Source organism: Flavobacterium hydatis (genome assembly GCF_000737695.1).
Lineage (GTDB): Bacteria > Bacteroidota > Bacteroidia > Flavobacteriales > Flavobacteriaceae > Flavobacterium > Flavobacterium hydatis.
This window is the reverse complement of sequence record NZ_JPRM01000017.1, coordinates 55,945-76,219: the sequence shown is the minus strand read 5'-3', so window position 1 is coordinate 76,219 and position 20,275 is coordinate 55,945. Positions and strand designations below refer to the sequence as shown.

Below are 20,275 nucleotides of genomic sequence, written 5' to 3'. Positions count from 1 at the left end.
ATATATAACCCTATTTATTATTCATTTTATCGGTAACCTCAATATTATATAATAAAAGCTAATAATTATATAACGTGCTCCTAATACCCAAAATATACTTTTACATCATTAATAAACTTAAATATCTGATATTATGAAAAAGGGATTCAACTTAAAAATGCTATTAATTGCAGTTTTTGCAATTATATACACATCTGCGACAGCACAACAAAGCACTGAAATAAAAAATTATGACCAAGGTTTCCGTTTGGGTTTTGGCTTAAATGGCGGAATTCCAACAAATAAAGTTTATAGTTGGGCGCTGGGCGGTGATGTTAGGTTGCAATATGATTTGTCTATGAAAACATCATTAACCTTAACAACTGGTTTTACTAATTTGTTTGTTAACAAACAGGATTTAAAAGACATCGGGTTTATTCCTGCAAAAGCTGGTTTTAAAGCCTTTATCTGGGAAGATCAATTTTATGTATTAGGAGAAGTTGGTGCTGGTTTTGCAGTAACAAACGGCAATAATGACACTACATTTTTATGGGCTCCAGGAATTGGGTACGCTAATAAATATGTAGATATAAGTGTACGATATGAAGATTACACTAAATTCAATACCAATCAGGTTGCATTACGACTGGCTTACGGATTTAAGTTGTAAACCAAAATTATAAAACATCTACAAAGAGCCTTTCGAAAGAGAGGCTTTTTTAGTTATATACAATCTGACATAAGCCGTATTTTACCGTTGGTCAAAAGATAATAACCATTAGTCAAACGTTTTTTTAAGATTGGTAAAGAACATGGTACTTCGTGGAAAATTTTAATTTAAATCATGAAAAAATCTGTTTTTTATCTATCACAACTGTTCTTTTTACTATTAATTTCCGTTTCAGTAAAAGCACAATCTGGCATATCTGGAGAAGCCAAAATTGATTATGTTCCGTTTTCTAATTATGTTCGACCAATAGACAGTTCTAAAACTGATGCAAAGAGTAATTTTAAAAGAGCTCAACTTGCTCTGGAAGTTCCTATTTCATTAAAAATGGACAAATACAATAATCCAAGGCTCTGGTCGATTGGTGTTCAGGGGGCTTATGCTAAAATGGAAAATAAAAACTATGATATTCAATTGCTTCCTGCAGTATTACCAAATGGATTCCCAACAGAGATTTTAAATGCTCAAATTGGGGTTAAACACTTACGTTCCATTTCTCAGTCTTGGTCAATGTTAATAATGGCTTCAGTGGGGGTTTATACTGATATGGAAGAAATTAATAAAGATGATGTATTGGTTCAGGGAGGTGTTCTTTTTATCAAACAATTCAATCCTAATTTAGCTCTGGGTTTAGGTCCTGTTCTTACCAATAGTTTTGGTGTGCCAATGGTGCTTCCTGGAATTTATTTTAATTGGGAATCTCATGGAGCTTTTCACTTTAAAGTTAATTTCCCAGAAGGATTAGAGGTAGGTTACCGTATGTCTGAAACTTTTGATCTAAAAGCTGTTCTGGAATTGAGCGGGATGACAGCCGAAACCAGAATAGGAAACAAATCGATGCTATTAGGATATCAACAAATTATTGCAGGTATTAAACCACAAGTAAAACTGGGCAAAAATTGGATATTCGAACCTACTATAGGATCAACTTTAGTTCGTTCTTACTCAACCAATAACCGAAAAATAAAAGAGATCTTTAAAGAAAAAGACCTTGCTGATCCTAAATTTACAACTACTTTTTATGGAGCAGTAGCTCTTAAATGGAAATTCTAAAACTATCGGCTTAACAAGTTCTTATAGACTACCTCTTTCAATAACGCTTCTCGGCGTGTTCTTGAAATTGGTAGTTCTTGTCCTTTTATAAATAAACGACCTCCCGAAACTGAATCAATGTGGGTAATATTTACCAAAAAAGATTTATGAATCCTGAAGAAGATTTCTGCTGGAAGTGTTTCTTCTAATGAAATCATCGTTTGATGAATTACAATTACTTTATCTTTAAAATGAAGCTTAGCATAATTTTGCATTCCCTCTATATACAAAATATCTACCCATGATATTTTCTGAAATCCTTCATCTTGGCGTACATAAAGAAATGGATCTAGTTGGTTTTGTTTGGGAGAACCAACCATTTGATACCATTGTTTCGCCTTTAAGGAAGCTTGATAAAAACGCTGAAATGTTATAGGTTTTAGCAAATAATCTACCACTTGCAAACGATATCCATCCAAAGCATGCTCAGAATATGCTGTTGTAAAAATTACCAACGGCGGATTATCCAAAGATTCTAGAAATTCTAATCCCGAGAGATAAGGCATATTAATATCTAGAAATAATAAATCTACTTGTTTTTCCTGAATGTACGAAGTAGCCTCCAGCGCCGAAGCACACGTACCTATTACTTCCAGAAAATCAATTTTGGAAACAAAGTCTACAATCCCATTTCTAGCTATAGGTTCATCATCAATTACAAGGCATTTCATTGTCATAACTTATATATTTTTTATTTTTATTTTAAAATTAGGTATGTGGACTAAATAGCCGAAAATTAACCGCAGAGTTTGCAAAGATTTACGCAAAGCTCGCAAAGCTGGTTCAACACAAAGTTTTGTGAACTTTGCGTTTTTTATAAAAGCTATCAATGTAAAAAACTTTGCGCTCTTTGCGTTAAAATCCTCATAATCTGTGGCAAAATTTTACCGCAGAGTTAGCAAAGGTTTACGCAAAGCTGGTTCAACACAAAGCTTTGTGAACTTTGCGTTTTTTATAAAAGCTATCAATGTAAAAAACTTTGCGCTCTTTGCGTTAAAATCCTCATAATCTGTGGCAAAATTTTACCGCAGAGTTAGCAAAGGTTTACGCAAAGTTCGCCAAGCTGGTTCAACACAAAGCTTAGCGAACTTTGCGTTTTTATAAACCTCATCAGTGTAAAAAAACTTTGCGAACTCTGCGGTAAAATCTGCTTAATCTATATCAAACAAAAACGTATTACTTTAAATCCAAAACAACCATAACAGTAAAATCCAAATCAGTCTTATTTATGCTTAATTCGTGTCGATTTGGGTATTGTATTGCAAGTCTTTTTCGAACGTTTTCAAGTCCTAATCCGTGACTATTCGACGGAACTTTATATTGCTCTGTATATGAATTTTCTATTTTAAAAATCAATTGTTTGCTCTTTTGTTCGCAAGATAAATGCACATATCCTTTTTGGTTTGGCAATCGCGAAACGTGTTTAAAGGCATTTTCTATTAAAGGCACTAAAAGCAATGGAACTATTTGCAATTGTCCGTCTTCGATATTCCAATTAGTCTTTACTTCTAACTCATCACCCCATCTGGTTTTTTCGACCGAAACCAAATCTTTTAGATACTTGATTTCGAGATATAACGCAACATATTCTTTATTACATTCATACAATTGATATCGTAAAATATCCGAAAACTGAATTAATAAATCCGATGCCAATTTTACATTGCTTTGCATTAAAATATGAATATGATTCAAGATATTAAACATCAAATGTGGATTGATTTGATCTTGCAGGATTTTTATCTGAGCTTCTAAGTGAACTTGTTTTAATTCGGCATGATTTCTTTCAATCACATTATGTTCCTGATAAAATCGAAGTCCACAAGCAGTACCACAAATCAAAATTGCAGCGGGAATGCTTCCACAAAACCGAGCCCACAAAAACTCAATAGTAGTCATATCAGCTTCTTCGGGATATGATCTATTGCGTGTTTGCAAATCTGAGAAAACAGCATAAATCACAGCTAAGCAAAGTGACAAAAGAAGCACCACAACAAAAGCCTGCACAGCAAATAGTGCCATTTTGTTTTTGCGTAATGCCTTAGGAAGCATCACATCACTAAGAAAGTGTGCCAAAACAACTGAGCATAATAATATTAAAGCTGACTGGCGTATAGCCGCCATTGTACCATAATCAGCTATCAGTTGCGCCCAAATGGTTGTACCGAGTATAGACCAAAAAAAGATTAAAAATATCCAGTGAAATTGATCTTTATTTTTTGTTTTCATCTAAAAAAGAAATAAGAAGAAATTAGTATTCAAAAGTAACTCGATATTTCTAAAAAGAGCAGCAAAGTACCGAAAAGATTCTTTGCTGCTGCTTCTGAGTTAACTATAAAAAGAGGTTATAAAATAAAATATCCGATGCTTACATTAAAGGAACTTACTTTAGAGTTAAAGTCTTTACTTATATTATTTAAGCCGCCTTGATAGGTGAAATCTAACGTAAACTTCCACATCTCTACTCCTGCTCCAACCTGATAGCCGATATTCGACTTATCAAATTTCTTGTACGAATCTTTTAATTGGTTAAAAGACGTAACATCTTCATCGATTACATAAGAGTAAACTCCTCCTCCAAAAACTCTCACATTAAGAGCATCAAGATTTATTACTTTATAACCAACAACCAAGGGAACCTCAATACTTTTCCATTTTACATTTCTTGATCCCGTTAAAGAAGCATTTTCAACTTTAGATGATTTTTCACTATATAAAATCTCATTTTGAATATAAAATCTTCCTATATCAAATCGTGCCATTGCACCACCAAAATAACCTGATGCATATTTAGAACTAAAGCCGTCCGAAACTGGTAACTCTGAGTAATTGGCTCCACCTTTTATACCAATATGAATTGGAAGCGGAGATTGAGCATTTACATTGCTAGAAATTAAGTTTAATAAGAAAAGAGCAGTCAACAATACTAATTTGTAAATTTTCATGATAATAGTTTTTATTAATTTGAAGCAAAGAAGCATAAACTATAATCTCTATTAAAATTAGTTTGATGAACGGCATTACTCTTTTGACCAACGGACAGAAAACAAATCTGTGGCAAAAAAATTAACCGCAGACTTCGTAAGGATTTTTATTTGCAAGTTTTTATAAAATACAAAGTTCGCAAAGCTTTGTATTGAACCAGCTTGGCGAACTTTGCGTAAATCTTTGCAAACTCTGCGTTTATTTTACGCCACAGATTAAAAGGATTAAAAAGATTTTAAAAAGATTTGTGTTAAACCAGCTTTGCGAACTCTGCGGTAAATCTTTTTCCTGCTCAAATCTAGCATTTCCTAGCCTTACCTCTATTATCTCATTTTCAAATACCTCTCATCTGTTAGCGTCTTCATAAAGGCAATTAATTGTATCTTTTCTTTTTCGGTTAAGTTTAGTTTATCTTCGGGTAACGTTTGGTTAGGAAGATCAAAACCTAAACCTATTCCGCCACCATCATTATAAAAGTCAACAACTTCCTCAAGTGTTTTATAAACTCCATTATGCATATAAGGAGCTGTAAGTGCTATGTTTCTTATCGTTGGTGTCTTAAACGAAAACTTATGAATGGCAGCTTGTGTTAATACAAACTTCCCTAAATCACCATCAAGGGTTTTGTTTTTATTTGGCACACCTAATACTTCACTTTCTGACTTATCAAAATTTGGAGGAACAGTTCCATTTGTAAGCGGGATAAAATGACATGTAGCACATTTGGCTTTACCAGCAAATAAATTAAAACCTGCTTTTTCATCTGCTGTAAATGTTACTTTATTTTGCATATATCTGTCAAACTTGGAATCATAATGACTCAACGAACGAATGTATGATCCTAAAGCATTTTTTATTTCAAATTCATTGATTTCTCCTTTCGGAAATGCCTTTTTGAACTCTTTTACATAGTTTGGATCTTTTTGGATTGCAATGGCTGATTTCTCAAGAGACCCATGCATTTCGTTTTCATTTTTTATAACTGCAACTGCCTGATCTTCGAGATAACCCACTCGGGAATCAGAGAAGAAAACACGCTGAAAAGCAATATTAGCAAGTGTTGGTGTATTACGCTGAATCATCGATTTTCCGTCTAGCGAAAGTGCTCTTTCTAAACCATCTGTAAATGCTTTTTCTTCGTGATGACACGAAGCACAAGAACGCGTATTGTTTCCTGATAAAATGGGATCATTAAATAACTTTTTCCCTAAAGCAATTTTCTCTGGCGTTGTTTTATAATCTGGAAAACCCGAAAATGCTTCCGGATCAAATGCATCTTTATCAAATATAGTTTGCGCTGTTGGTCTCAAACCTCTGGATTCTGTCATAAACGGAATCCCTAATTCTGTTTGAGTTTTATGAAGTCCTCTACTCAACGGATTCGCAATTTCTCTGATAAAAAATGCGCGGTCAAACGTATTAAAATTAGTATTTGCTTTTAAATATTTCTTTCCTTTTTCAAAAATATCAAGAACCTCTTTAGCATTCGAAACCTTATTATCTTCTATAAAAACACGGTAATATTTTTCGATAGTTTCTAAAGAAACCAATGCTTCAGGAATAGAGTTAAAAACAACAGGCGAATCAAATCCTGTAATTCCTAAAGTAATCATGCGGTACACTTGTAATCGCATGGCATCAAAAACATGCGCATCGGTTAATTCATTCGTGCTCGAAACTTTTTCTAAACGAGTTAAATTAGCCGCAAGAACACCCAGTTCCTGAACCAACTCTTTTTTGCTTTCTGTATTATATTTAGGAAAAATCAACTCTTCGATAACCTGAAAACCCTCAGGTGGAACCGTTATTTTATCATTTTCTTCAAACTCACTTATCGCAGGTCCGTTAATCGCTTTAGAAACTGTTGGCGAATAATATTCACTTATCATTTCGACTTTCTTATAGCTTTGGTGTGCTTCTAGAAACTGTCTCTGGATTTGTGCTTCGGTTGAATCTGACTGAACCGAATATTTAAGCTTGGCAACTTTTTGAATCAATAAAGTTATATCAGCTTTAAACAATTCATTTATTTCCTGATGTTTGTTTTTTTTCTGACAAGCAACTAATGCTATTACAAACAACAAACAATATATTTTTTTCATGATTTAATAACGATTAAAAGAGGAATATTCAGAAAAACAGAAACCACTACCTCAATTAGAAGTAGTGGATAGCTGTTTTATAATTACTTAAAAAATTATCTTGCTAAACCTTTAAGTACTAAGATTTGACTTGCTTGTTTTTCGTTAGGACGGTTTGTTCCACCATCAACACCTTTGTATTTATCTCCAGTCCAAGTATGTGGCTGTACACTCAACATAAAAGTATCTTCGATACCAACTTGCTCCGAAACATCGATTAAAGCACCATATTCCCAATCTCCAAAGTTAGACATCCCACCTACGTTATATTTCGCAGCATCAGCTTGCGTACGACGGTGATCTAACTCAACTACAACTTTTAAATCTTTAGTAGCAATGTTGTATTGATAAATGTAAGCATCATGTGTTTCGTCTCCGTAACCATTAGCATCTTCCTGAACGTAAACATAGTTTTTAGTTACACAAATGTTATCAGGATTTTGAAATTTACCAGCAATTCCAGTACGGTTATCACCATCAAGAACAACCTCAAGAGTACCTTTTAATGGATCTGCAGCATCAAGATTTAATCTATAAACTCTACCATATTTAGTTCTAGAACCATCAGCATTAGTTCCTGTAGTATTTTGTCCTGTAGCGTTAAAATATAATTCACGATCTGCAGAACCACCACCTTTACGGTAATCTAAATCCTCAACACGACCAAATTTAATCGCTTTTAATGTATTAACAGATGCATTAATTTGAGCACCAGTAAGCGTAGTATGATTATCAATTTTCACAAAAGAAACTGGGTAAGACTTACTAACAGCCATATCCATCTCTCTTTGGTTATCATCATTTCTTTTTAGCATATATAAAGAACCTCCAGATAAATCACCCACAATATTAGATACATACATAAAAACCTGACCTCCATAAGTTCCAGAGTCATCATCGCCAATTACAACAACCGTTTTACCTTTGTAAGCAGATGAACGTAATGGCAAAGCATTTTCAGCACTTAAACGACCAAAACCTACCAATTCCTTAGATACTGAAGCCGAACCTACACTTCCGTTAGGATCTAATGCATGCGTACGAGATTCTTCTCCAGATTCTCCACAAGTTAAATAAACTGGACCAAAACCATGCTCAGCTGGTGTAGCCATTGTAGCACCACATAATCTCCAAGTTCCTCCGCTAGAGTTTAACAAATATTCTCCTTTAGTAGGTTTAAATGTTTTGTCAAGCGTAATTCTAGAAACAGCAAAATTGTCTTCGTTGTTTACCAAAAAAGTAAAAGTCCCATCTGTATTTCTTAACAAACCAGAACCATCCGCAGAACCTCCAAAAACAAACTTTGGACTATCTGGAAAAACATCATCCGAACTAAAAAGAGAATAAATCTTTAAGCTTTCAAATCCTGCCTTAGCTTTTAATAAACTTGGCGTAACCGATTGATCTTTTAATACAACACTAGATGTTGCAACTTCTTCTTGATCTTTAGAATCGTTGTTGCACGATGTAATTAATGATCCTAGAATAATTAGGGGTAAAATAATTCTTTTCATTTTAGTATTAAGTTGGTTTATATTTTTTTGGCAAAGTAAGTCCCCACTCTTTAACTAAAAATGATTTAGATATTATCAAAAAAACAAAACTCACACCAAAATCATCCAATAAATGCTAAATTAATTAACATTAAATTAGTAATACAAAACATTCATAAACTTGCATTAACATCAAACCAAAAAAAAGAGCCTTATTTCTAAGACTCATTTTCTAATTGTTGTTTATAAACTTTAATATTATCTTTTATAGCTTCTGGCAATTCGGGTTCCTTAATATCAGCATGTTTTTGCATTACTTCCCAAATAATTCTGGCAACAATATAACGGGCCATTTCTTTATCATCAGCAGGAACAATATACCACGGCGCATCTTTGGTCGAAGTTTTATTTATCGCTTCCTCATAATATTGCTGATATTCATCCCAATGTCCGCGTTCCTTCAAATCCGACACAGAGAATTTCCAATTATGTTTTTCTTTCTCCAATCGTCGCAATAATCTCTGGCGTTGTTCCTCTTTACTCAAATGCAAGTAAAACTTAAGAACAATAGTTCCATTTTGAGTAATATGCTTTTCAAAATTATTAATTTGCTCAATCCTGTCCTTCCAGAAATCCTCCGGAATATCCTCTACCTTCTCGATTCCAGGCAAATTCTCGTTTAATATAAATTCAGGATGCACACGAGTTACCAAAATATTCTCGTAATGTGTACGGTTAAAAATCGCATATTTCCCTTTTTCAGGCAAAGCCAGATAATGCCTCCATAAATAATCATGTTCTAACTCCGCCGAAGTAGGCGTTTTAAAACTATGAACCACAACCCCACGCGGATTAAACTCCTTAAAAACCTCACGAATCAAACTATCCTTTCCCGAAGTATCCATTCCTTGCAAGCAAATTAAAACGCCGTACCTATTATGTGCATACATCACATCTTGCAGTTTACTCAATTTAGCTTGAACCTTATCCAACTTCACTTCCTTTTCCTTTTCATCAGCATCTATATCCAGTAAGGTTGGAATTTTTGATAATTTTATTTTATCAACAACTTTAAAATTTTTTGGGTCAATTGATTTCATATTTCATCATTTTAATTAAAGTAAATATACTATTTTTGGTCAGCTTTTTCCCGCTTTGCATTACAATACTTTTCAGTAAATTGCTTTTTTCTAAAAAAGTAACAGGAGCTTCCGCTGGTCGCTCTGTTTCTTCAAGAAAAAACAACAATTTCCTCTCAAAGTATTTTCATTACAATCGGGGCTGGGCATTGATTTTCAAAATAAATATTATAATGATTAAAATTACATTCATTTCATTTTTCTTATTTCTAACATTTATTGGAAAAGCACAAACTACTCCTAAAGTTAACATTAATGAATTAGTTTCAGATTTTATTAAAACTCAAAAAATAGACACAGCATTTACTTACGAAAATTATTCTGTTGGAGGTATAACCCTTGTTGAACCTTCTTTGAACGCTGACATTGAAGAATGCATTACTGATTTAACAAACCATCCAATTTATATTTTTTGGAAAGATGAAGGAAAAACTTATTTTACAAAAATTACTTATTGTTTTGAGTATTCAAAAATCATAATTGCTAACGATGCTTTTTGGGAAATATATTTTTCAAATAAAACTATTATCAAACATGAAAAAGTTAAACCTTTTGAATATATAACTATTAAAAATTCAAAAAAAACAAAGCAACAGATTACTATAAGTAGTTCAAGTTTTCAAAAATTACAGATAATTACTAACGGGGAAAAAACAGAAAAACGATTTGATAAGTTTGATTTACAGAAACAAAGCGAAGGTGCCATAAATATTAATTACGAAAACAACATCAACTTAAGAAGTAAAAAAATTATTGATATCATGGAAGCAATAGTTAATGAAGCAGAAAAAAACAATATATTTAAAAAGATAAAGTCAAGATAGATAAAGACTTCAAAACAACAATCATGGAAAAATTCACACTCGAAATCCTATTCCAAATCATCGGAATTGGTTCAGCATCAGGACTTATATATCAAGACAATTCATTATTTATAATTGGCGACAATAGTGGTTATTTATACGAATACAACATCGATAATTCCGATTTAAAAAAACATGAGATAATTGCAAATCCAACCGAAAATATTGCAAAAAATCTAAAACCCGATTTCGAATCTATTACACATCACAACGATACCGTTTATATTTTTGGTTCAGGCTCAACGGACCAAAGAAACAAAATGATAGAATTCGATTTAAAAAACAAAACCAAAATTGCTACAAACAACTTAACCGATTTTTATGCTGTAATGCAAAATTTCTCAGGTATAAAACCCGAAGATTTTAATCTGGAAGGAGCTATTTTCGATGGCGAAAATTGGTATTTATTCAATCGAGGAAACGGAAAAACCAATAAAAATGCCATATTTACGATACACGGCAAAAATCTAGGCGAAGAATTCAGCCTTATTTCTGTAGACTATAAACTCCCTAAAATAAAAGGAGTACGCAGCAGTTTTACCGATGCCATACTAGTCGATAATAAAATTTACTTTTTGGCTACAGCCGAAGACACAAAATCTACCTATGCCGATGGTGAGATATTAGGAAGTTTTATTGGGCAAATAGACTTAAAAACCATGAAAATTGACTACACCAAAAAAATCAGTACAACCAATAAATTTGAAGGCCTTACCTTATATAAAAAATCTAACAATACAATCGAGTTTTTACTTTGCGAAGACAATGACACCGAGCTTCTAGAAACTAAGATTTACAAATTAACTTTACCCTTGTAATTTAAGACTCAAAGTAACAAATAAAGCCGTTTTGTGACTTTGACACCCGAGCGATAGCGAAAACTTAAATTGTCTATAAAGGGACGCGGACGATACGGATTTACAAAAGTAAAGCCACGGATTAAAACTGATTTAAAAATAAAATCCGTTTTAATCCTTGTTCCTTTCTCAAAGAGTTAGATAGAATTAAATAAATCGTGAAAATTCGTAGCTAAAAATATTTATCAAAATACCAATCTATTAAGTTCTACTCTCCTATTCCCGAGAGTATTAAAAAAATGAAACAAACCTATAAAAACTTACTTATCTTCTTACTCTTTTTTAGCACTCCTATTTATGCACAAAATCAAGAATGTATTATTTATTTTAAAGAAGGAGATTCTATTGAAGGTTTCGGCTTAATTCGAAATAATAAAATAAAATTCAAAATTTCTAAGGACAGTGAAACAGATTCTTGGGACTTTGAAAATGTCTATAAAATTAAATTTATTGGAATTGATATTGTGCAAACCTATGAATATTTAAAACTAAATTCTTCAGGCAATCCAAAATTAGTTGAACTCATAGTTGATGGAGAGGTTAATTTATATAGAATGGAAAAAGCACAAGATTTTATAAATCCAAAACTTAAGAAAACAGCCGCGCCAAATCAAAATATAACTTCATTACCAAATTACTCTTACTTTACAGAACAAACAAAAGACCTTTATTATTTGAAAAGAAAGAACAATCAATATGCAACTCATATAAATATTGGGATTCTTTCTAATTGGAAAAAAATATCAACCAGTTATTTTTCTGATTGTGACATTCTTGTCAAAAAAATAAAAGATAATAAATTTAGTTCTAATCAAATAAAAGAAATAGTTGAATACTATAATGACATTTGCTACGAACAATAAACAAAACCTAATAAATTATACTAAAAATCCAAAAGTATATTTCATAAAACTAAGATTTACAAATTAACCCTAAACAATTAAAATGAACCCTATTTTAAATCAAAACCTTTTTCTAGTAAAAGAGCACGTCGGGATGTTCAAAGCAGCTAATAACTATGACATTTACAATCCCGAAAACAATGAACTAATAATGAATTGCCGAGAAAAAAATCTAGGCTTTTTCACCAAAGTATTGCGATTTACAGATTTTAAAAGAGCAACTCCTTTCGATATAGAAATTGCATCGCCAAGTGGAGAAAAAATAATTAGTGTAAGACGTGGCGTAGCAATTTTCCGCTCTACAGTAGAAGTATTCGACGAGAAAGAGCGTTTAATTGGAACATTCAAACAAAAATTAATTTCTATTGGAGGAAAATTTCAAATTTTAGACAAAAACGAAAGACTCGTTTGTACACTACAAGGAAAATGGACAGGTTGGGATTTTAAATTCACCAAAGACACTAAAATGCTTGGACAAGTAAATAAGAAATGGGCTGGAATTGGGAAAGAATTCTTTACCAGTGCCGATAATTATGTACTACAAATAGAAAACTCAGTAGCACAAGACGATAGCGTAAGACAACTTATACTTGCAGCAGTAATGTGTATCGATATGGTATTAAAAGAATAAAAATTAGTTTCTTAAAGAATTAGTTAGCCCCTAATTTCTCTAATTTACACTAAATAATTTGATAGCCGAGCGATAGCAAAACAAGTTTGCAACGCTAAAATAAAACCCCAAGAAAAAGCCATGAATTTCTCCAATAAAAAGGAATTCATGGCTTTTATATTATTTGTTATTTTGATACGCTTCTTTATTCTTCTGTTCAGTCAGAATCTTATCTAAAAAAGGTGTTGTTTCTTTTTCTATTTCTTCTTTCGAAATTTCCAAAGCCAGCGGATCTTTAACTAATTGTAACCAAGGTTTCTTTCCGTCAAAATCATAAGACCCAAAAACAATTACAGGAGTTCCTTTAACTTTTATATTCTCCTTGTCTGCCAATACCCATTGATCAGCCCAATCGTAAAGGTAGCGAGCATCTTTTTCCTGAAGTCTTAAGCAAGAATGAGAAGCTGGATATCCTGGCAAAGCATATTGATGAAAACCAACACCTTTCTTGTTTTCAATATTAAAATTCCAGCGTAACTCCCACTCATCGTTAAAAGTACTAGTCGTTTTTTCGGCTTTCCAATTGGTATAAAAGAGTCCTGTTGGAGTTGGATCTTTTTTTCTTCCCATATTAGTTTGTCCCGTATAAACTAATTGCCCTTTCTCATAAGCTGCAAATGTTTGCGATGGATACGAAAAGAAGATTATCTTATCAACATCTCTCAAAAACGGAACTGTCAATGGAAACGGAAGATAGTTTTCAATCTTTTCATTTAAATCCGATGGAACAATAATAGAATCCATTTTAGCAAAATTTGCTTTATCAGTTCGATTAAGAGCTGCGAGAATACCTAACTGCGTATCATTTGTAGTATTGGCTTTTAACCAATCTTTTCTATTCTCGATATGATAAGAAATCGCCGTTGGTTTTTTACGTATTTCTATTTCTTTAATCTCTGGAGTCTCTTTCTTTTTACAGGAAAAAGTCAGAATTGCTATAGTTAAAATAAGAAGTATCTTTTTCATAATAAATGTGTTTATTACAAATTTGGCTTATTAAATAGAGAAAAGCATTATATAATTTTCTGCATTTGTTTCTTTATTTAAAGATTTCAATAAGCATTATAATAAAAACATCTATTTTATACTCTTAAAAAAGGCGTTTCTATTATTTAGAAACACAAAGCCAACTATACGAAAGAAATGTATTTCTTTTTGCTCTCTTTTTTTACATAAAATCTATATTTCTATGTGTTAAATAAAATTTTCATGCAGTATACTCGAAGCACATTTAGCAATAAAACTTAACCGATTTTAAAATAAATCCCGAAAACGTAATAGTAGAAATCTAGTTAATTTTATATTAAGAATCCCTATTAAAAGCCACTTCCAAAATTGAAAATAAGTATTTTTGTAAAAGAAACAATTCAAATAATTCGTACTTTATTGTACATTAAAATAAGTAATATGAGTAATCTAAAAGATAAAAATGCCCTAATTACAGGTGCTGGAAAAGGAATAGGAAAAGCTGTTGCAATTGCATTGGCAAAAGAAGGAGTAAATGTAATTTTATTAGCTAGAACTCAAGCTGATATTGATACTGTTGCTACCGAAATAAATGCTCTTGGAGTAAAATCATTGGCAATAACTGCCGATGTAGCAGACATTAACTCTGTAAACAAAGCAGTAGAAAAAGCAATTGCCGAATTTAAAACCATCGATATCTTAATTAATAATGCTGGAATTGCTGCTTTTGGTAATTTCTTAGAATTAGAACCAGCAGCTTGGGAAAGAATCATACAAGTAAACTTAATGGGGACCTATTATGTAACTCGTGCCGTTTTACCTAATATGATTGCAAACCAAATAGGAGACATCATCAATATTTCATCGACTGCAGGATTAAACGGAAATGCATTAACAAGTGCTTATAGTGCTTCTAAATTTGCAGTTCTTGGTCTAACCGATTCTTTAATGCAAGAAATGAGAAAACACAATATTCGCGTTACTGCTTTAACACCAAGTACTGTGGCTACCGATATGGCAAAAGAATTAAAACTAACAGATGGTAATCCAGAAAAAGTAATGCAATCTGAGGATATCGCAGAACTAATCATTGCACAACTTAAATTAAACCGTAGAGTTTTTATTAAAAACAGCAGTATTTGGTCAACAAATCCTTAATTAAAACTAACTATTATATACAATAAAACCCCTCGCAAAAGGGGTTTTGTTATTTTATAGTATTTCTATTCTCGTTTATATAAATTTTGGCTTCGCTCAATTAGACAAATAAGTTGCAATTCTTTCTTCTAGAAACTTATAAGTATAGTTTCTTACTTCTTACTTCTCCTCTGTCTTCTCTCTCTTTTAAGCTTCGGCTAATTTATTTACAAACTCTAATCGTACACTACCATCTTCATCAATCGTAGTCAGATTTATTTCGTGTAGCGTATTTACTAATTCAGGATTCCAAGGCGTTTTAACCTTTACGTAATTCTCGGTAAAACCATGAATGTATCCTTCTTTATTTTCACTTTCAAAAAGTACTGTTTTATTAGCTCCTAATTGACTTTCGTAAAAAGCACGACGTTTTTTAACCGATAAGCCACGTAACATCTTGCTACGTTTTGAGCGCACATTTGCAGGAACAATTCCAGTCATATTTGCAGCTTCTGTATTATCACGTTCCGAATAAGTAAAAACGTGTAAATAAGATATATCCATTTCATTAAGGAAATGATACGTCTCAAGGAAATGTTCATCAGTCTCTCCAGGAAACCCAACAATTACATCGACACCAATACAAGCATGTGGCATAACTTCGCGTATTTTGTTCACACGTTCCGTATATACTTCACGAAGGTAACGACGTTTCATTAACTTCAGAATATCATTACTTCCCGATTGTAACGGAATATGAAAATGAGGCACGAAAGTTCTGCTTTTTGATACAAAATCAATTGTTTCGTTCTTTAGTAAATTTGGCTCGATTGAAGAAATTCTTAAACGCTCGATTCCATCTACTTTATCTAGGGCTTGAACTAAATCCAGAAAAGTATGTTCGTGTTTTTTATTCCCGAATTCTCCTTTTCCGTAATCACCAATATTAACTCCCGTTAAAACTATTTCTTTAATATTTTGAGACGATATTTCTTTGGCATTTTGTAATACGTTTTCCAAAGCATCACTACGAGAAATTCCTCTCGCAAGCGGAATTGTGCAGTAAGTACATTTGTAATCGCAACCATCTTGTACTTTTAAGAAAGCACGTGTTCTATCGCCTATCGAGTAGCTTCCTACATAAAAATCAGCTTCCGATATTTCGCAAGAATGAACTTCGCCCATATCGTTTTTACTCAAATCATTGATATAATCTGTGATTTTAAACTTCTCTGTTGCTCCAAGAACCAAATCAACACCATCTACAGATGCTAATTCTTCAGGTTTAAGTTGTGCATAACAACCTACAGCTGCAACAAATGCTTTATCATTAAGTTTCATTGCCTTTTTTACAACCTGCTTAAACTGCTTATCGGCATTATCAGTAACCGAACAGGTGTTGATTACATATATATCAGCAACATCTTCAAAATCGACACGATCGAAACCTTCATCCTGAAAATTTCTAGCAATTGTAGATGTTTCTGAAAAATTCAGTTTACATCCAAGCGTATAAAAAGCAACTTTTTTTCTATTTTCCATGGCAATAAACTACGTTTTAAGTAGTATTTATTATAATTTATCTCCTTATAAAAGAGTTTGCAAATTTACGTACAATATTCTTCAAAACGAAATCAATAATTATCTATATATCAATATTTTGTCTTGTACTAACATTTACTTACTCCAAAAAATACTTAAAAACCAACATTCATTTTGCTTTTAAGCAAAAACGAAAGCTAAATTTCATAAAAATCAAAGGAAAAGCGTCATTTTGACTCAATGAAATCTCCATTTACAAAAAAAACTGTAAAATGAAGTTCTGAAAAGAATATAAAAAGCTTTTAAACTACAGACAAATCCTATTTTTATGCATCTCAAATATCTTTTTCGACATTATTATCTACAAATAAAATCTTGCCAATTAAATGGTTATTAATAAGATGCGGGCATTTTAAAAAAATGATTTAAAAAACTAAAGTTTTCCTATTATACGCTTTGTTCGCGTAAATATTCGCCTTAAATTCACACCACGAAAAATGTGGTAAAAACAATACTATTTAACAACAATTGGCGTTAACTATTTTTCATAAAGTTGTTGCAATTCTTTATTCAACAAAAAAACATAAATGGGCAAGCCGAAAACCATACAGAGTAGGTATTTAAATTAATTTAAAAAATAAAATGAAAGCATTTTTCCCCACAATCTTATTAATGCTATTAACTATTTTTGGAGCACAGGCACAAACTGCTAGTACTACTACAAATCCATTTCCTTCTATTGCTACTCTTACTTCTTGGGCGAGTTATAATTCTCAATCAAAATTTGATATAGAGATCCGTAATATCGGATTTAAATTTGAAGTAAAATCTGTTGAAGAAGGTTCTACAGCTTTTACCTACATCAGAAAAGTAATCGTAAACGAGATTTCTTATACTGACAGAATCGTTTATAGAATTGCAAATGGTAATACTGCAAGTATCATCTCATTAGTTACTGCTTCGACAGATTTAGTGTCTTTATACACACCGCAATTGTCTACCTACAAAAGCAACAACTGTAAAACAGAAATGTCTAAAGATAAAAATACAACTTGTACTTGTTACGAGAATGCTAATTACTCTATTGATGTTTGCGACGAACGTGTGAAACTTACAATGGGAGATGGAAATAAATATTTTATTTCTGTAGCTAAAAAATAAGTCTAAAATGACTTAGAATACCGTTATCTTATAACGGAACTGTGTAACCCAAATCTTTACATACTAAAAACAATCGGCAAAAGTTTGTAAAGATGTGGGAACATATTTAAAAAAAAGACTAAAGATTTGGGTTCTTTAGTTCGTACCAAACTTCTTCTTCATCATCAAGTATAAAAGAGTTTACGTACTTTAATCCAAGCTTTTCTAATATACTTCTAGAACCGCTATTTTCTGCATCTGCATAAGCGTAAATCGCTTCAACTTTCATGTCATTAAAGGCATAATCCACAAAAGCTTTTCCTGCTTCAGTTGCATATCCTTTTCCCCAATGTTCCTCAATAAAGCGATATCCTATTTCATAAAAATCCTTATGACCATTGACAGTATCAGTAATAAATTTTATTCCTGACCAACCTATAAAAGTGTTAGTTTCTTTAAGAACTACAGCCCAGCGGCCAGTTCCAAAATCCTTGTATTGTTGGTGTACAAATCCAATATAAGCACGACTTTCGTCAATATGAGTTACTGGCTTTTTCCCTACGTACCTATGAACATTTGGATTAGAGTCTAATTCAAACATTCCTTTATCATCTGTAGAAAGAAATTCTCTTAACAATAATCGTTCGGTTTCAATTGATTTTTTCATCTGGTTCTAGTTTAAAATATAACGTTGTACTACTTCGGCAACACCATTATTATTATTTGATGCTACAATAACATCTGCTCTGTCTCGTAATTCAGGCGTAACATTATCTACCCAAACTCCTAAACCAGCATATTCTATCATCGACAAATCATTACCTGCATTTCCTACAGCAATAATTTCACTCTGATTAATATTTAACTTCGCTGCCAAAAGTTTTAAACTTGCAGCTTTATCTATTCCGTTTTGAGCTACTTCTAAGAAAAAAGGTTTAGACATTGCTACACTCAAATGAGGCATTTCGGCCTTTAAATCATCTTCAAGTCCTTTTAAATAACTTGGCTCTTCGAGCAAAATACATTTCACAGCAGCAGTCGTAACAGCTTCTTTAAAGCTTGCTACTTTATGGTGTTTTAATCCAGTAATAATCTTTTCTATTTCTATAAATTCTGAGTCAGTTTCGCTGATAATTTCATTATTTAAATAGGTAATAATATGTGTTTTATTCTTTAAACTGTAATCGTACAATTCGTGAATTTGTTCTTTTGACAAAGTTTGCTCAAAAAGAATTTCATCATCTTTAACATTGCTAATCACAGCTCCGTTAAACGAAATCATGTACGAATTATTCAAATCCAATTCTAGTTCTTTTGCAAAAGCTGTCATTGCCGAAGTTGGTCTTCCAGAAGCTAAAACCACATAAACTCCCATTGCCTGAGCTTTAAGGAGCATTTCTTTATTAATATCCGATATTTTATGGTCATCGGTCAACAAGGTGTCATCCATGTCTAAAACCAGCATTTTATATTGCATATTCTTTTTTGAGTTACCAGTTTCAGTTTTCAGTCGCAGTCGCAGTTTTCAGTTACAGTAAGCACTGTAAACTGCGACTAAAAACTTAATTACTTATCCTTAAAGACTCATTCTGAAATCTTCGATAATAGGATTTGCTTTTGCAAAATCAGTCTCTTGAATAAATACCTCAACAGCTAAATCCGTATTACCAAAACCGCCTAAACGAGCCGATTGGATATTGTTTTTAATAACTGTATCTACTTGCGCTTCTTCTAATTTTTGTTGTAACGCTTGCGCTAAAATCTCACTTCCCGAAAACACTTTCATTAGTCCCATATCCTATTTATTTTAATAATATTATTTTTAATTGATTTTGAAAATCTTCATTTTCATTTATTCCAGTATGATTTTGTCCTTTTAAAACATAAAGATACCCATTCGATTTTAATAATTTACTTAATCTAACCGAATTAGAAAAAGGAATTAATTGATCCTGATCTCCATGAAAAATATAAATTGGCGCCTTTATTTTGGAAAAATAATCATGTGTTTCAAAATTAAATTTTTTCATAAAATCAGGAAAAAATGGAACTTTGGTACCTGCCAATTCTGTAAAACTATAATATGGAGCCTGAAGAATCAAAGCTTTAGGCTTATTATTTGATGCCAAAATGGTAGCAAGACCACTACCTATTGAATATCCAGTAATAATGATTTTGTTTTCATTATATCTCTCACATAGTTTTTTATAAACTATCGAAATATCTTTGTTTAATTGGGTTTCATCATCAATCTTCCCTTCACTTTTTCCAAAACTTCTATAATCTAAGATAAAGATATCATATCCTAAACTCGTATAAACGCTTGCAATACTGCCCCACGTATCCAGAGTACCAGCATTACCGTGAAGATAAAAAATCAGTCCTTTAGGATTTTCTGCTTTAAACAATAAACCATTCAAATTCACTCCATCGAAGGAACGAATATTAAGTTCTTCAAAATTTTGGTGGTATTCAAATTTAAAATTGTCAGGTAGTTTGGAATTTTGAAAAACCATACCCGCCTGATTAAAATAGATATATGAAACCACAGACAAATAAACAATAAACAACAATCCTAAAACTATTATAACCAAAAACTTAAGTGTTTTAAAAATTTCCATTTATTATTCCTCATCTTATTT

20 protein-coding genes are annotated in these 20,275 nt (G+C 32.1%); 8 read left to right on the top strand and 12 right to left on the bottom strand.

Going from position 1 to position 20,275, the window contains the following annotated elements:
* Nucleotides 1-133: 133 nt before the first annotated feature.
* Nucleotides 134-649, top strand: coding sequence for a hypothetical protein (locus IW20_RS12380; RefSeq protein ID WP_035622637.1), 516 nt, complete (start codon nt 134-136; stop codon nt 647-649).
* A 174-nt stretch (nt 650-823) separates the two neighbouring features.
* On the top strand, nt 824-1,759 hold the full coding sequence (locus IW20_RS12375; protein WP_035622635.1) for a DUF6268 family outer membrane beta-barrel protein: 936 nt from the start codon (nt 824-826) through the stop codon (nt 1,757-1,759).
* Nucleotides 1,760-1,761: 2 nt separating this feature from the next.
* On the opposite strand, the gene IW20_RS12370 is transcribed toward IW20_RS12375, so the two are convergent.
* The 6 genes from IW20_RS12370 to IW20_RS12345 form a co-directional block, all read right to left on the bottom strand.
* The gene (locus IW20_RS12370) at nt 1,762-2,475 is read right to left on the bottom strand and encodes a LytR/AlgR family response regulator transcription factor (protein WP_035622633.1); all 714 of its coding nucleotides are present in this window, start codon (nt 2,473-2,475) and stop codon (nt 1,762-1,764) included.
* A gap of 499 nt (nt 2,476-2,974) precedes the next feature.
* Complete coding sequence (locus IW20_RS12365; protein ID WP_035622632.1) at nt 2,975-4,027, bottom strand: sensor histidine kinase; 1,053 nt, start codon at nt 4,025-4,027, stop codon at nt 2,975-2,977.
* A gap of 116 nt (nt 4,028-4,143) precedes the next feature.
* A complete protein-coding gene (locus IW20_RS12360; RefSeq protein WP_035622630.1) occupies nt 4,144-4,743 on the bottom strand; it encodes a porin family protein in 600 nt (199 codons plus the stop codon).
* Nucleotides 4,744-5,106: 363 nt separating this feature from the next.
* Nucleotides 5,107-6,885: a cytochrome c peroxidase gene (locus IW20_RS12355; RefSeq protein ID WP_035622628.1), complete on the bottom strand. Its 1,779-nt coding sequence runs from the start codon at nt 6,883-6,885 to the stop codon at nt 5,107-5,109.
* A gap of 95 nt (nt 6,886-6,980) precedes the next feature.
* Nucleotides 6,981-8,438, bottom strand: coding sequence for a PhoX family protein (locus IW20_RS12350; protein WP_089052181.1), 1,458 nt, complete (start codon nt 8,436-8,438; stop codon nt 6,981-6,983).
* A gap of 197 nt (nt 8,439-8,635) precedes the next feature.
* Entirely contained in the window at nt 8,636-9,517 is an 882-nt protein-coding gene (locus IW20_RS12345) for a PPK2 family polyphosphate kinase (RefSeq protein WP_035622626.1), read from the bottom strand.
* 212 nt (nt 9,518-9,729) lie between these two features.
* Here IW20_RS12345 and IW20_RS12340 point away from each other — a divergent pair, with 212 nt between their 5' ends.
* The 4 genes from IW20_RS12340 (at nt 9,730) to IW20_RS12325 (ending at nt 12,809) form a co-directional block, all read left to right on the top strand.
* A complete protein-coding gene (locus IW20_RS12340; protein WP_035622623.1) occupies nt 9,730-10,380 on the top strand; it encodes a hypothetical protein in 651 nt (216 codons plus the stop codon).
* Between the two features lie 23 nt (nt 10,381-10,403).
* Nucleotides 10,404-11,237: a DUF6929 family protein gene (locus IW20_RS12335; RefSeq protein ID WP_035622621.1), complete on the top strand. Its 834-nt coding sequence runs from the start codon at nt 10,404-10,406 to the stop codon at nt 11,235-11,237.
* A 278-nt stretch (nt 11,238-11,515) separates the two neighbouring features.
* The gene (locus tag IW20_RS12330) at nt 11,516-12,139 is read left to right on the top strand and encodes a hypothetical protein (RefSeq protein WP_035622617.1); all 624 of its coding nucleotides are present in this window, start codon (nt 11,516-11,518) and stop codon (nt 12,137-12,139) included.
* 82 nt (nt 12,140-12,221) lie between these two features.
* On the top strand, nt 12,222-12,809 hold the full coding sequence (locus tag IW20_RS12325) for a phospholipid scramblase-related protein (protein ID WP_035622614.1): 588 nt from the start codon (nt 12,222-12,224) through the stop codon (nt 12,807-12,809).
* A 159-nt stretch (nt 12,810-12,968) separates the two neighbouring features.
* Here IW20_RS12325 and IW20_RS12320 read toward each other — a convergent pair whose 3' ends face one another.
* Nucleotides 12,969-13,814 (bottom strand): L,D-transpeptidase, encoded by an 846-nt coding sequence (locus IW20_RS12320; RefSeq protein WP_035622611.1) that lies wholly within the window; start codon nt 13,812-13,814, stop codon nt 12,969-12,971.
* Between the two features lie 441 nt (nt 13,815-14,255).
* Between IW20_RS12320 and IW20_RS12315 the strand changes: the two genes are divergently transcribed.
* Nucleotides 14,256-14,972 carry a 3-ketoacyl-ACP reductase gene (locus IW20_RS12315; protein WP_035622662.1) on the top strand — a complete coding sequence of 239 codons (717 nt, stop codon included), beginning with the start codon at nt 14,256-14,258 and terminating at the stop codon, nt 14,970-14,972.
* A 186-nt stretch (nt 14,973-15,158) separates the two neighbouring features.
* On the opposite strand, the gene mtaB is transcribed toward IW20_RS12315, so the two are convergent.
* A complete protein-coding gene (gene mtaB, locus IW20_RS12310; protein ID WP_035622600.1) occupies nt 15,159-16,493 on the bottom strand; it encodes a tRNA (N(6)-L-threonylcarbamoyladenosine(37)-C(2))-methylthiotransferase MtaB in 1,335 nt (444 codons plus the stop codon).
* Nucleotides 16,494-17,135: 642 nt separating this feature from the next.
* On the opposite strand from mtaB, the gene IW20_RS12305 reads away from it, so the two are divergent.
* Nucleotides 17,136-17,654 carry a hypothetical protein gene (locus tag IW20_RS12305; RefSeq protein ID WP_035622599.1) on the top strand — a complete coding sequence of 173 codons (519 nt, stop codon included), beginning with the start codon at nt 17,136-17,138 and terminating at the stop codon, nt 17,652-17,654.
* A gap of 118 nt (nt 17,655-17,772) precedes the next feature.
* On the opposite strand, the gene IW20_RS12300 is transcribed toward IW20_RS12305, so the two are convergent.
* The 4 genes from IW20_RS12300 to IW20_RS12285 all read right to left on the bottom strand — a co-directional run bounded on the left by IW20_RS12300 (nt 17,773) and on the right by IW20_RS12285 (nt 20,254).
* A complete protein-coding gene (locus tag IW20_RS12300; RefSeq protein WP_035622594.1) occupies nt 17,773-18,300 on the bottom strand; it encodes a GNAT family N-acetyltransferase in 528 nt (175 codons plus the stop codon).
* 6 nt (nt 18,301-18,306) lie between these two features.
* Nucleotides 18,307-19,110, bottom strand: a complete 804-nt coding sequence (locus tag IW20_RS12295) for a Cof-type HAD-IIB family hydrolase (RefSeq protein WP_035622591.1) — start codon at nt 19,108-19,110, stop codon at nt 18,307-18,309.
* 99 nt (nt 19,111-19,209) lie between these two features.
* Complete coding sequence (locus IW20_RS12290) at nt 19,210-19,428, bottom strand: putative signal transducing protein (RefSeq protein ID WP_035622589.1); 219 nt, start codon at nt 19,426-19,428, stop codon at nt 19,210-19,212.
* A 7-nt stretch (nt 19,429-19,435) separates the two neighbouring features.
* Nucleotides 19,436-20,254 carry an alpha/beta hydrolase gene (locus tag IW20_RS12285; protein ID WP_051885721.1) on the bottom strand — a complete coding sequence of 273 codons (819 nt, stop codon included), beginning with the start codon at nt 20,252-20,254 and terminating at the stop codon, nt 19,436-19,438.
* Nucleotides 20,255-20,275 lie beyond the last annotated feature (21 nt).